At 41.8% G+C, this 12,971-nt stretch carries 13 protein-coding genes; 3 read left to right on the top strand and 10 right to left on the bottom strand.

The window, feature by feature from the left end:
- Positions 1-7 precede the first annotated feature (7 nt).
- Positions 8-1,087, bottom strand: coding sequence for an alanine racemase (alr, locus tag HC725_RS14385; protein WP_190332577.1), 1,080 nt, complete (start codon positions 1,085-1,087; stop codon positions 8-10).
- A gap of 42 nt (positions 1,088-1,129) precedes the next feature.
- Positions 1,130-2,524: a replicative DNA helicase gene (locus tag HC725_RS14380; protein ID WP_190332557.1), complete on the bottom strand. Its 1,395-nt coding sequence runs from the start codon at positions 2,522-2,524 to the stop codon at positions 1,130-1,132.
- 159 nt (positions 2,525-2,683) lie between these two features.
- Between HC725_RS14380 and HC725_RS14375 the strand changes: the two genes are divergently transcribed.
- Positions 2,684-3,802, top strand: coding sequence for a DUF481 domain-containing protein (locus tag HC725_RS14375; RefSeq protein ID WP_342365953.1), 1,119 nt, complete (start codon positions 2,684-2,686; stop codon positions 3,800-3,802).
- Between the two features lie 76 nt (positions 3,803-3,878).
- Here HC725_RS14375 and rplI read toward each other — a convergent pair whose 3' ends face one another.
- From rplI to HC725_RS14335, 8 genes are all read right to left on the bottom strand, one after another.
- Positions 3,879-4,328 carry a 50S ribosomal protein L9 gene (gene rplI, locus HC725_RS14370; RefSeq protein ID WP_190332556.1) on the bottom strand — a complete coding sequence of 150 codons (450 nt, stop codon included), beginning with the start codon at positions 4,326-4,328 and terminating at the stop codon, positions 3,879-3,881.
- A gap of 36 nt (positions 4,329-4,364) precedes the next feature.
- Positions 4,365-4,592 carry a 30S ribosomal protein S18 gene (gene rpsR / locus HC725_RS14365; RefSeq protein ID WP_027695404.1) on the bottom strand — a complete coding sequence of 76 codons (228 nt, stop codon included), beginning with the start codon at positions 4,590-4,592 and terminating at the stop codon, positions 4,365-4,367.
- 16 nt (positions 4,593-4,608) lie between these two features.
- Positions 4,609-4,911, bottom strand: a complete 303-nt coding sequence (priB, locus tag HC725_RS14360; protein ID WP_190332555.1) for a primosomal replication protein N — start codon at positions 4,909-4,911, stop codon at positions 4,609-4,611.
- A 6-nt stretch (positions 4,912-4,917) separates the two neighbouring features.
- Positions 4,918-5,316, bottom strand: coding sequence for a 30S ribosomal protein S6 (gene rpsF, locus HC725_RS14355; protein ID WP_190332554.1), 399 nt, complete (start codon positions 5,314-5,316; stop codon positions 4,918-4,920).
- A gap of 166 nt (positions 5,317-5,482) precedes the next feature.
- The gene (locus HC725_RS14350) at positions 5,483-6,469 is read right to left on the bottom strand and encodes a D-2-hydroxyacid dehydrogenase (protein ID WP_446751373.1); all 987 of its coding nucleotides are present in this window, start codon (positions 6,467-6,469) and stop codon (positions 5,483-5,485) included.
- Between the two features lie 33 nt (positions 6,470-6,502).
- Positions 6,503-7,240, bottom strand: coding sequence for a bifunctional tRNA pseudouridine(32) synthase/23S rRNA pseudouridine(746) synthase RluA (gene rluA, locus HC725_RS14345; protein ID WP_190332553.1), 738 nt, complete (start codon positions 7,238-7,240; stop codon positions 6,503-6,505).
- Between the two features lie 95 nt (positions 7,241-7,335).
- Positions 7,336-10,257 (bottom strand): RNA polymerase-associated protein RapA, encoded by a 2,922-nt coding sequence (gene rapA, locus HC725_RS14340; RefSeq protein ID WP_190332552.1) that lies wholly within the window; start codon positions 10,255-10,257, stop codon positions 7,336-7,338.
- A 61-nt stretch (positions 10,258-10,318) separates the two neighbouring features.
- On the bottom strand, positions 10,319-10,471 hold the full coding sequence (locus tag HC725_RS14335; RefSeq protein ID WP_190332551.1) for a hypothetical protein: 153 nt from the start codon (positions 10,469-10,471) through the stop codon (positions 10,319-10,321).
- 105 nt (positions 10,472-10,576) lie between these two features.
- Here HC725_RS14335 and HC725_RS14330 point away from each other — a divergent pair, with 105 nt between their 5' ends.
- Positions 10,577-12,004 (top strand): PhoH family protein, encoded by a 1,428-nt coding sequence (locus tag HC725_RS14330; protein ID WP_190332550.1) that lies wholly within the window; start codon positions 10,577-10,579, stop codon positions 12,002-12,004.
- Positions 12,005-12,288: 284 nt separating this feature from the next.
- The gene (locus tag HC725_RS14325) at positions 12,289-12,936 is read left to right on the top strand and encodes a hypothetical protein (RefSeq protein WP_190332549.1); all 648 of its coding nucleotides are present in this window, start codon (positions 12,289-12,291) and stop codon (positions 12,934-12,936) included.
- The last annotated feature ends 35 nt before the right edge of the window (positions 12,937-12,971 follow it).

Raw genomic sequence — 12,971 nt, 5'->3', positions numbered from 1 at the left:
TGCGCGGTTAATCATCGTGACAATATTTTAATATCACTCGCCCTGTCAGCTGAGTAACCAACTCATAAGCAATAGTGCCGATATGTTGTGCCACCTCTTCGACTGGTAATGACTCGCCCCAAAAAATGGCCTCATCACCCACTTTGTCTTGACTATCTGGACCAAGATCAACCGTGATCATATCCATCGATACTCGCCCAGCTAGGGTCACTTTTCTACCATTAACTAATACAGGAGTTCCATTTGGCGCAGTTCTAGGGTAACCATCACCATACCCCATCGCAATAACCCCAATTTTGCTATCTCGCGCGGAAGTCCACGTTGCGCCATAACCAACACTTTCACCGGCTTTTATATCGCGTACCGCTATCAAATGGGAGGTTAGCGTCATGACAGGTTGGAAGCCTAATTGTTGCGCGTTGGAATCAGAAAAAGGAGAAATACCATACATAATGATCCCAGGGCGAACCCAATCAAAATGGCTATCTGGCCAAGCTAAAATCCCAGAAGATGCAGCTAAAGAACGAGAGCCTTTGCCATCGGTAAACGACTTAAAAACTTCAATTTGCTCGGCTGAAATAGGATTATCAAGCTCATCAGCACAACCAAAGTGACTGATAAAGCATAATGGTTTTTGAACATTCTCACATGCAGTTAAGCGTTCAATAAAATGCTGAACATGATCAGGGCGAACGCCTAAACGGTGCATACCAGTGTCAATTTTAAGCCAAACAGTAATAGGTTGCCTTAAACTGGCTTGTTCCAAAGCAACTAACTGCTCCTCACAATGAATGGCGGTTTGTAAATCATGAGATGAAAGGATATTTACGTCATGCGCAGAATAAAAGCCTTCTAACAACAAAATCGGTTTTTCGACACCTGCCGCTCGTAATTCAAGCGCTTCTGCTAATCTGGCAACCCCAAATGCATCAGCATCCGTGAGGCTTAATGCAACAGGAACAACACCATGACCATAAGCATTGGCTTTAACTATCGCTAGCGATTGGCTAAAGGGTGTTTTGCTCTTAACCTTCCGCAAATTAGATTGCAGTGTATTTAAATTAATATACGCAGTTGCTGCTTGCATCAATTTTATTTCAGTTGGTTGTTTCTCATTCATTGGGCAGGATTACTCATCATCAAATGCTGGTCCCGCATAATTATCAAAGCGAGAAAACTGCCCTTGGAAAGTCAGGCGCACCGAACCAATCGGACCATTACGCTGCTTACCAATAATAATTTCTGCAATCCCTTTCAAGGCGCTATCGGGGTTATAAACTTCATCACGATAAATGAACATGATTAAATCCGCATCTTGCTCAATCGCACCTGATTCACGTAAATCTGAGTTAATTGGACGCTTATCTGCTCGTTGCTCCAAGGAACGGTTGAGCTGAGAAAGCGCCACTACAGGAACATTCAACTCTTTCGCTAGCGCTTTTAACGAGCGTGATATTTCGGATATTTCCAAGGTACGATTATCTTTCATACCCGGCACTCGCATTAATTGGAGGTAATCGACCATGATCATGGAAAGACCACCCGTTTCACGTGCAATTCGACGAGCGCGAGAACGTAAATCGGTAGGCGTTAGCCCTGAACTATCATCGATGTACATATTCTTTTTCTGCATCAGAATACCCATCGTTGATGAAATACGCGCCCAATCCTCATCATCAAGTTGACCAGTACGAATTTTAGTTTGATCAACGCGAGAGAGTGAAGCCAGCATACGCATCATTAATTGCTCTGCGGGCATCTCTAGTGAGAAAATCAAAACTGGCTTGTCTTGATCCATCGCCGCATTTTCGCATAAGTTCATGGCAAATGTAGTTTTACCCATTGATGGACGCGCTGCCACAATGATCAAATCAGAACCTTGCAAACCTGCCGTTTTCTTATTTAAATCAGCAAAGCCCGTGTTCACACCGGTCACACCATCTTGTGGTGATTTATACAACTCCTCAATACGCTCAAGAGTTTTTTCTAGAATATTATCAACCCCTTGAGGGCCTTCACTTTCCGTTGTGCGCTCTTCTGCAATGGCAAAAACTTTACTTTCTGCCATATCGAGTAAATCAGCAGAACTGCGCCCTTGTGGATCATACCCTGCATCAGCAATTTCATTAGCCACACCAATCAAATTTCGGACTAAGGCACGTTCACACACAATATCGGCATAAGCATTAATATTGGCAGCACTTGGGGTGTTTTTGGCTAAATCGGCAAGATAAGCAAAGCCTCCTACCGACTCTAATTCTTCACGCTGTTCAAGATGTTCTGAGAGAGTAATAAGATCCAGAGGTTGGTTATCATCTAAAATCGCTTTAATCGCAGCGAAAATAGAACGATGTGGTCGACTATAAAAGTCCTTACCCACAACCTTGCCTGAAATCGAATCCCAGCGTTCATTATCAAGTAATAATCCACCTAAAACTGACTGTTCTGCCTCTAAAGAGTGCGGTGGCACTTTAAGTGCGTCGACTTGAGCGTCTACGATTTTTCGAGTTTGATTGTCTGCCATGGGATCACTTCATTGAAAACTATAGCCGTCCATTATAACGGAGTGTATGGATTTGTAAGCACACTATTGAATAAAATAGAAAATTAACTCGCTAATGACTGCACTATTATTATACTCCGTTATAATTGTGAACTTTTACTCATTTAGGTAAGCCAATTCGTGCAAAAACGTGTATTACCGCTGTTATTTTTACTCTGTAGCGCCAATAGCTACAGTGCTGAATCAGCGACAATATCAACGGATGATAGTCAACCCCAAACTATTCCGCTTTCTGGTGATCCTCAAAGTGCGGATACTGCTGCCTCAGAAAAGCCTAATCTTGAAGATGATACTGTAGAAACAACAAAACAAGATACGCCAAGTGATCCAGATCAGCCTCAAGAAGTTACCTTTGAAAATCCGGAACCCGCCGGAGTCCCAGAAACAACAGAGCAAGATAAAACACAACCAAATAAAGCCGATACCAACGATCCTAAAACGGCTGAGGAACAAAAAGCTGAAGAAGAGATCGAAAAAAACGAAGACACAAATTCTGACGTAGATGATGCGGCAATTTCTGAACTATTAAATGAAAGTAGCGATGGTAGCGTTCAGGAAGAAGAACCGTCGCCTTGGACATCTGAAGTGGAATTTGGTTATCGCTCAGAGCAAGGCAATGAAGATAAAAAATCATTAAATGCTCGCGTTTCAATTTCGTATATCAAAGGTCGACTTCGTAATACTGGTGAAATAAAAGTTTATATGAAAAATGAGGATGGCGAAGAAGACGAACGAGATCAAAGCTATCAATTGCAAAGTGATTATAAGTTAAGCCCGAAAACCTACCTTTACGGCAACTTTAAAGGGATGAACTCTAAGTACAAATCTTATTATCAAGATTATACGGTTTCAACCGGCTTTGGTTACCAAATTACCAATACTGATGCTTTAAAAGTAGAAGCTGAGCTCGGTCCTGGTTACCGTTATCAAGAACCAAATACCGATGAGATTGATGATGACGACCCGATTTTTCCAGAGAATGTCCAAGAACCTATTATCCGTGCTAATTTAACGGCGCTTTGGAAACCGTTTGATCGTATTGGATTTAACTTTGACGGAACGGTGGTAACAGGTTCCAGTAATACTCGTTTTGATACTGAGATCAGCGTAATTAATAATATTACCGAAACTATCGCCTTGAAAATTGCACAATCTCGTCAGCATTTAAGCCGCGTTCCAAATCATTTAGAAAAAACGGATAGTACGATCACGGTCAATCTCTTATTTTCTTTTAAATAATACCAACTAAATACCCCAATCGATAGACGAAAAAAAACCGACTTAAAAAGTCGGTTTTTTTGTATTGCATTGAGAGTTACTCAGCAACAACTTGTAATTTAACATTTGCAAAAACTTCAGAATGAAGTTGAATGCTAATGTCGAATTCACCGATGTTACGTAGTGCGCCTTCAGGAAGACGAACTTCACTCTTAGCAACTTTAACGCCAGCTGCAGTAATTGCATCAGCAATATCGCGTGTACCGATAGAACCGAACAATTTACCTTCATCACCTGCTTTAGAAGCAAGTACAACAGCTTCTAGTGCATTGATTTGCTCAGCACGAGCATGACAAGCAGCTAGTTGCTCAGCAACTTTAGCTTCTAGTTCAGCACGACGAGTTTCAAAAACTTCAACGTTAGCTTTAGTTGCCATAACCGCTTTACCTTGTGGGATAAGGAAGTTACGAGCGTAGCCAGATTTAACGTTTGCTTGGTCGCCAAGGTTGCCTAGGTTACCAATTTTATCAAGTAGAATAACTTGCATTATCTTAGTCCTCTTAAATTATTTAACTGCGACCAATTACAGATGCTTATCTGTATATGGAAGAAGTGCTAAATAACGAGAACGTTTGATAGCACGAGCTAGCTGACGCTGATATTTAGCGCTAGTACCAGTGATGCGGCTAGGTACGATTTTACCAGCTTCAGTGATGTAGTTTTTAAGAGTTGATACGTCTTTGTAATCAATCTCTTGTACGCCTTCTGCAGTAAAACGGCAGAATTTACGACGACGGAAGAAACGAGCCATGGGCTATCTCCTGATCTTAAATTTGAGTAATGTTGTCAGCATGTAGCACTAATTTTCCTAAACCATTTCGGCCAGTCTGATAAGCGACAAAACCGCCTACCTTAATGTTACTGCCTAGAACTAAATGTTGAGTTAATGCTTGTGACCTTTGCCCACTAACGACTACCTGTATACGACAATAAACTTGCCTTGGTAAATCGGCTTCCATCACTGACGAACGATGCTCAAGGCTAAAAAAGCAATGGGCGATGCCGGCAGGACTTAGGCTTCTAACTGGAGCTTTAACGACATGGCCGCTTAACTCCAATCGATTGGTCATCAAATATTACTCAGCGTCTGCTTCTGGCTTAGCTTCAGAACGATCTTCACGATCTTCACGACGTGGAGCACGTTCAGCACGCTCTTCACGTACTTTAAGCATAATTGATTGCTCAGTCACAGCGCCTTTAGTGCGCATGATCATGTTACGTAAAACTGCATCGTTAAAACGGAAAGCAGTTTCTAGCTCGTCAATCACTTCTTGGCCAGCTTCTACGTTCATAAGAACATAGTGAGCTTTGTGAAGTTTGTTGATTGGGTAAGCCATTTGACGACGACCCCAATCTTCTAGACGGTGAATAGTACCGCCCGCTTCAGTGATAGAACCAGTGTAACGCTCGATCATGCCAGCAACTTGCTCGCTTTGATCAGGGTGCACCATGAATACGATTTCGTAATGACGCATAGGTTGCTCCTTACGGATTATTAGTTTCCACATGGGCTCGGCCGTCCGGAGGAAACAAGGAACGAAAAATATAAAAGACCGAGATTTCAGGACGGCGAATTGTATAAGAGGCAATCACTTTAGGCAAGGGAAATATTGAACGACTTATGCTTTAAAAAACGAGAGGCTACACCACTCTGTTTTGCTCAATCCCTTGTTGAAATTTCACAACATTATCCATCAATATATTACACAGGGTTTGAATCGAAGAATCACTGCCCCAAGCCACATGTGGGGTTAAGATCAAATTAGGTAAATCCATATTAGCAATTAATGGATTAGTATCATCGGCAGGCTCTTGGGTAAAGACATCGCAACCTGCGCCAGCAATGTATTTACTTTTTAGTGCTGCAATTAAATCGGCTTCATTCACTAAACCACCACGGCCCGCATTAATAAGGATCGCACTTGGTTTCATGGATTTTAACTCAGATTCTGCAATCAAATTATAGGTGCTGTCACTTAATGGACAATGCAACGTTATTACATCTGCTTGTGCCAATAGTTGTTCAAACGGCACGTAACCCGTGCGGCATGTAATTTCACCTTTACGCTCAGAAAATATCACTCGCATACCAATGGCTTTGGCCAGTTTTGCCACCGCTTTACCCAAGCTGCCACTGCCGATAATACCTAATGTAGAATCCGCAACATCACCGATCGGGTGAGAGAAGAAACAAAACTGCTTTTGTTGTTGCCACACACCCGCCGCAATATCTTGATGGTACCCAACCAAGTTACGCTTTAGCGCAAACATCATGGCAATCACATGCTCAGGCACAGAACGAGTCCCATAACCTTGTACATTAGCAACCGCGATTTGCTTATCACAACAATAAGCCAAGTCAATATTATTGGTTCCGGTTGCTGCCACAGCAATTAAACGTAGATTAGGCGCATGAGCTAAAATATCAGCCGTCAGTGTTACTTTATTGGTGATCACAATATCGGCCGCTTGAATGCGTTCAATCACTTGATCGGGCGAGGTCAAATCAAATTGCTGGTACTGATGTTCAAAGGTTAAATTAGGAATGCTAATCTGGTTTGGAATGGTGGCGGCATCAAGAAAAACCACGGTAGGTTTACTTGGCAAGCTGCGTGGCATTATCGTCATAAGAAATCCTTTTCTAATATTTGACCTTGCCAATTAAGGGCAAGGCAAGGTTTTATAATCGGGCAATTTAGAGGGCGGGTTATAGTGTTCTAAAAGCTGAGCTTCAACATCAGGATAAAAATCACACTTAACAAAAATCGTCGACAACCTCAAATTTCGCGGATGGTAAAAACCTAACTCAGCTGAATGCAGTTGTAAACGTTCAGAAAAAGCAAATGCCTCAGGAGTCGCATAAAATTCATCACCAACAATAGGGTGGCCAATCGACATCATATGCACCCTAAGCTGATGAGACCGACCAGTAATAGGCAGTAAGCGTACAATGGTGGTTTTGTCTTCTCTCGCAACAACTTGATAACGAGTAAGCGATGGTTTGCCATCTTGAGCACACACTTTTTGTCGTGGTCTATTTGGCCAATCACAAATTAAAGGCAAATCAATCTCACCTTCATCTTGCTCAACACATCCCCACACACGGGCGTAATACATTTTATGCGTTAAACGATATTGAAACTGCTTCTTAATATGTCGCTCTGCTGATTTGGTCAACGCAAATAGCATTAAACCAGAAGTCGCCATATCCAAACGATGTACCACTTGAATATCAGGATAATCTTCACGCAAGCGACTCCACAGGCTGTCGTGGTGCTCTGGTAAACGCCCAGGAATAGACAGTAAACCAGCCGGCTTATTGGCCACTAAAATATGATTATCTTGGTAGACAATTTCAGTCCAAGGATCGGTAGGAGGAAAGTATTCGAGTAAAGCCATAACCAAACGTCTCTAGGTATGAGCGCTGACGCCTAAAATCCAATAGTAATGAAGATCAAGGCGGCAGAACTAAGGTCTCTATCTATTAAAATTGCCTATTGATGGGCAACCACAATCAAACGCAATGAATCCAGTTGCAGTTGAGCACTTTCAATATAGCCCGACAACTGCTGCATTTGTTGCTCAAGAATGTCAATTTCTTCATCTCGTATATTTGGATTCACCGCTTTTAATGCCAGCAAACGTTCTAATTCGCCATTGAGTTTTTGCTGCATTTCTATATTAGCGCTATGACGAACCTCATCTAAACGAGGCAATACCGCTTGCTCAGCTTGTTCAATCAAGGCATGAATTTGATCTTGCACTGAACTCGCCACTTTACTCGCCATATGACGATTAATTGGGCTGAGCTGACGATTAAAGGTATCAAACGGCACTTGCTCTGATAATTCGTTGCCTTTCGCATCCATTAATAAACGGATTGGCGTTTTAGGTAAGAATTGATTGATTCCACTGCGTTTTGGCGCTTGAGCATCCACAACATACACGAGCTCTAAAAATAAAGTACCAACAGGCAATGCTTTATTTTTAAGTAAAGACACCGCATTAGTACCAACGCCTTCACTCAGCAGCAAATCAATACCGCCTTGGATCATTGGGTGTTCCCAGCTGATGAAGTGCATATCTTCACGCGACAATGCCGTATCACGATCAAAGGTAATCGTTGCCCCTTCATAAGGTAGACCCGGATAGCTTGGCACCATCATATGTTCAGATGGTGTCACCACTAACGCATTCTCACCTTTGTCATCTTGATTTAAGCCAATTGTATCAAATAGGCTTAAAGAGAACGTGACCAAGTTGGTATCATTATCACCCGCGGCAATGGTTTGAGTGATTTTTTGCGCTTTTTCACCACCATTGGAGTGAATTTCAAGTAAGCGATCTCGACCTTGCTCTAACTGGGATTTCAGCGTTTTATTTAGCTTAGCTGAATCTTCTACCAACTCATTTAAATCATCGATATTAATCGCGGCTAACATTGCCACTAGCTGATCAGAATATTTGTCATAAACCGAACGACCTGTCGGACACGTTTCCGCAAAAGCATTAAGCCCATGATGATACCAATGCGCCAAAATTGATTGTGCAGAATCAGTAAGATACGGTACGAATACATCAATATCGCGCATTTGCCCAATACGATCTAAACGACCAATACGCTGTTCGAGCAAATCGGGATTAAACGGCAAATCAAACATCACAAGTTGATTGGCAAACTGGAAGTTACGCCCCTCCGAGCCAATCTCTGAACAGATTAGAACCTGCGCCCCACCTTCTTCTTGTGCAAAATAAGCCGCCGCTTTATCTCGTTCTAAAATCGACATGCCTTCATGGAATACCGTGGCGCGAATACCTTCACGTTCACGTAATGCCTGCTCAAGCTGCAATGCGGTTGTGGCACGTGAAGCGATCACTAATATCTTTTCTGAACGTTTCGCTAGCACTTTATCCAACAACCAACTGACGCGAGGATCGAAGTTCCACCAAGAAGATTTATCGCCTTCTAAGTCTTGAAGAATTTCTTCTGGATATAGGTTTTTGATAGCTTGAGTGGTTTCAGGTAAATCGCCATCCATCATTTTTGCCACACGCATCGCTCGCGTATATTGCTCTGGCATTGGCATTTCGAGTAGATGCACATTACGAGTTGGAAAACCTTGAATCGCTGCGCGGGTATTACGGAACAAAATACGCCCAGTTCCATGGCGATCCATTAAGTTATCAATTAACTCTTGGCGCGCTAACACTTTTTGCTCAATATCAAATTCTGCTTGTGAACTACAACCATCTAAAATACGAAAGAGTGGCTCCGCATCTTGCTCTGACAATAATTCAGTAATGCTATTTTTTTCATCATTGGTGAGTGATTTCCCAGATTCTAAACTGGTGACCGCTTCTGCCACTGGCGCGTATTGCTGCTCTTCTTTTACAAACGTTGGATAATCAAAGAAGCGATCTGGATCAAGCAAACGCAAACGTGCAAAGTGGCTTTCATGCCCAAGCTGCTCTGGGGTTGCGGTAAGCAATAACACCCCGGCAATATTTGCGGCTAACGCTTCAACCATTTCATACTTACGACTTGGCGCTTCACGGCTCCACTCTAAATGGTGCGCTTCATCAACCACCAACAGATCCCATTTAGCCGCTAGAGCTTGCTCATAACGCTTCGAATGTTTGCACAAGAAATCTAATGAGCACAATACATACTGTTGAGTATCAAATGGATTACCTTCTGATTCAGATTCAATGCAACGCTCTTCATCAAACACTGAAAAATGCAGGTTAAAACGACGCAACATTTCCACCAACCACTGATGCTGCAATGTTTCAGGCACCACAATAAGAATGCGTTCAGATCGACCAGTCAGCACTTGTTGGTGAATGATCATCCCCGCTTCAATGGTTTTACCTAACCCCACTTCATCGGCGAGTAAAACACGAGGCGCATGACGTCGCCCCACTTCATGGGCAATATAAAGTTGATGCGGAATAAGGCCAGCACGCATACCACAAAGACCACGCATTGGGCTTTTATGTTGTTGATATTGATTCGAGAGTGCGTGATAGCGCAGCACAAAATTGTCCATACGATCAATCTGACCGGCAAATAATTTGTCTTGCGGTTTATTAAAACGAATTTGGTTATTGAGAAATATTTCACGTAATACAACGTCGGTTTCTTGCGTATCTTGGCGAGTACCAATATAAGTCAACACATCAGCATCAACCTTTAAAGTCTCAACTTTTAAGCTCCAGCCTTCTTGGCTTTCGATCACATCGCCAACATTAAAAATCACACGAGTGATCGGCGCATCGCTACGAGCGTAGAGCCTATTTTCTTCAGAAGCGGCATACATCACAGTCACGGTACGCGCATCTAATGCGACAATAGTACCCAAACCTAAATCACTTTCTGTATCACTAATCCAACGCTGACCTAACGCAAATATCATGTAATCGACTACCTCTAAACCAAATCAAAAAATTCTTATTAACACGCCTAAACACGTACCATTATTTTAGTGTGAAATAGGCAGTTTTTCTCGTAAAAGCAAAGATCCAAGAAAAATAAAAACGAGCATAACGCTCATCGATAAAAAGCCGCACATAGTACTGCACAGCGCCTTTTTTATCACCTTGAATCGCATTAATTTTGTGGACTGACATAAAAGTGTCAATATTTAAGCGCTATTGTAAGGTTGAAAGCGAAAAACTTTCATATACTAAGAAAGTACATTGCTTGCCTTCCGCTCGGTGGAAAAAGGAGATGCTATGGGCACAACCAAAAAGACGCAAAATTGCGATACTCAGCACGATAAATCATCGCGCAAACTCTTTGTCCTTGATACCAACATCCTACTACACGAACCCCACGCTATTTATTCATTCCAAGAACACGATGTCGTCATTCCGATGACAGTATTAGAAGAACTCGATCGAATAAAAGATAGTAAGCGAGACGTGGCGCGAGATGCCAGAGTCGCTATTCGCGCATTGGAGGCAATTTTTCACGATGCCACGCCGGAAGAAATATCGAAAGGCATTCCATTTGGAAAGCAGATAACCGATAGCAACCATGTCAGCGGAACTATATCCATTCTGGCCGATTTTGACATCCAAGATAGTGACAAAGCCTTTGCCGATAAAGCGGGTGATAATCGAATTCTAAATGGTGTGCTCTCACTGCAAAATAGCAGCGCTCCGAGAGAAGTCGTGTTAATCACCAAAGATATAAACATGCGCTTGCGTGCTAAAGGCGCCGGTGTTGAGCATGTTGAAGATTACCGCACTGATCAACTCATTGATGATGTGCAATTTCTTACCAAAGGTTTTACTGAATATAAAGGCAACTTTTGGGATAACTTTAAACAAGTTGAAAGTAAAAATATCGGCAGTAAAACCTTTCATACTGTCGATCGTGAAGGGCTTGAGCCAACCTACATCAACCAATATCTGATAGATGAGGATAGCGATTTTGCTGGCCGCGTTGAAGAACTCTCTCCAACCACGGCCAAAATTCGTGATTTAGGTCGAGAACATTTATTACACAGACAAGCTTGGGATGTTCGATCTAAAAATATTTATCAAGGCATGGCACTGAATGCCTTACTCGATCCGGATATCGATTTAGTTATTTTAACTGGAGCAGCAGGAAGCGGAAAAACCATACTTGCAATGGCAGCCGCACTGGAAATGACTATAGAAAAGAAAATGTTCGATAAGATCATCGTGACCCGAAACACACCAGATATCGGCGAAGCAATTGGTTTCTTACCGGGAACGGAAGAAGAAAAAATGTTGCCTTGGCTTGCTGCCATCACTGACACGCTCGAAGCGCTGCATAAAAATGATCACAATACGGAGGGATCACTAAAATACATCTGTGATAAAGCCAATATTCAATTCAAATCGATTAACTTTATGCGTGGTCGTTCCATCCAAAATGCCTTTGTGCTGCTTGATGAATGTCAAAATCTCACCGCCTCACAAATTAAAACCATCATCACTCGCTGTGGTGAAGGAACCAAGATTGTTTGCTCTGGTAACTTGGCGCAAATAGATTCAACCTACTTAACTCCAGTCACCTCCGGTTTAACCTATATTGTTGAACGATTTAAAAGCTTTGAAGGCAGTGTCAACGTCCATTTAAACGGCGTAGTACGAAGTCGCTTGGCTGAATTTGCTGAAGAGAATTTGTAATCTTTAACGTTGCAGCCAATTTAAACTGCAACGTTAATTGCATTTAAAAATTCGAAACAGCTTTAAAAACCTACCCTTACAAAAAATAGGTAAGCATTTGAGTTTATTTCATTTGAGATAAGCTCAATTGGTTATGAATTTAACCCATAGCTTATAATAAATGAATCTAAAGGTAACATTGGTTTAAACGATAAAACGTAGCTAGAATGTTTCGCTTCTTTCTCTCCCTCCCGTAAAAAATGATATCTCCATCACATTTTTACAGATTTTATCTAGGTTTTTATATGAACAACGCCCAGAAACTACAAATTATCCGACGTGCAGCACTACGATTTTTAGTGTTATCTTTGTTAGTGTCTTTACCTGTAATTTGTGTGCGTATCGATATGTTCCAGCTACATAATGGACTAGGTGAAATTTCACTTACTGAATTTTTGCAAGAAGCGATGCTCTTTATTTCAGTTTGTCTGTTTGGTTATATTGCAAAAAAAGAACCAACTACTCGTCATGCTTATGTTCTAGTGACTGGTTTTTTTGCTTGTTTATTGATCCGTGAACTTGATGGTTTTTTTGATCTCATATTTCATGGTTTTTGGGTTGTTCCAGCCTTAATAGTTGCAGCAACCGCCATCCGCTATGCGTGGAGCGATAAACAAAAAACACTTGATGGTTTATATCTACATATTCTCGATCGAAACAGTATTGCGATGACTGTTGGGCTTTGTATTTTACTTATTTTCTCTCGTCTCTTTGGGATGGGTAGTTTATGGGATGAGCTTATGGGGGAACTGGCCATTAGAACAGTTAAAAATGTGGCCGAAGAAGGTACTGAAGTCCTCGGTTATGTCATTATGTTCTATTCTTCACTGTGTTACTTCGTGGACTTTAAGCGTAGCCAAACTTTAGATAAAACCACACAATCGAATAACTAATCCGATAGACGAAAATAACTAACGTTAAATGGATT

The sequence above is a fragment of the Vibrio sp. S17_S38 genome, from assembly GCF_014694375.1.
In the GTDB taxonomy this organism is placed as follows: domain Bacteria; phylum Pseudomonadota; class Gammaproteobacteria; order Enterobacterales; family Vibrionaceae; genus Vibrio.
Note: the sequence above shows the minus strand (reverse complement) of the source record. Positions and strands in the feature narration are given on the sequence as shown.

Coding starts and splice junctions, on each gene's coding strand:
- alr (WP_190332577.1), bottom strand. CDS start 1,087: ATGCAAGCAGCAACTGCGTATATTAATTTAAATACACTGCAATCTAAT.
- HC725_RS14380 (WP_190332557.1), bottom strand. CDS start 2,524: ATGGCAGACAATCAAACTCGAAAAATCGTAGACGCTCAAGTCGACGCA.
- rplI (WP_190332556.1), bottom strand. CDS start 4,328: ATGCAAGTTATTCTACTTGATAAAATTGGTAACCTAGGCAACCTTGGC.
- rpsR (WP_027695404.1), bottom strand. CDS start 4,592: ATGGCTCGTTTCTTCCGTCGTCGTAAATTCTGCCGTTTTACTGCAGAA.
- priB (WP_190332555.1), bottom strand. CDS start 4,911: ATGACCAATCGATTGGAGTTAAGCGGCCATGTCGTTAAAGCTCCAGTT.
- rpsF (WP_190332554.1), bottom strand. CDS start 5,316: ATGCGTCATTACGAAATCGTATTCATGGTGCACCCTGATCAAAGCGAG.
- HC725_RS14350 (WP_446751373.1), bottom strand. CDS start 6,469: ATGACGATAATGCCACGCAGCTTGCCAAGTAAACCTACCGTGGTTTTT.
- rluA (WP_190332553.1), bottom strand. CDS start 7,240: ATGGCTTTACTCGAATACTTTCCTCCTACCGATCCTTGGACTGAAATT.
- rapA (WP_190332552.1), bottom strand. CDS start 10,257: ATGATATTTGCGTTAGGTCAGCGTTGGATTAGTGATACAGAAAGTGAT.
- HC725_RS14335 (WP_190332551.1), bottom strand. CDS start 10,471: ATGTCAGTCCACAAAATTAATGCGATTCAAGGTGATAAAAAAGGCGCT.
- HC725_RS14330 (WP_190332550.1), top strand. CDS start 10,577: ATGGGCACAACCAAAAAGACGCAAAATTGCGATACTCAGCACGATAAA.
- HC725_RS14325 (WP_190332549.1), top strand. CDS start 12,289: ATGAACAACGCCCAGAAACTACAAATTATCCGACGTGCAGCACTACGA.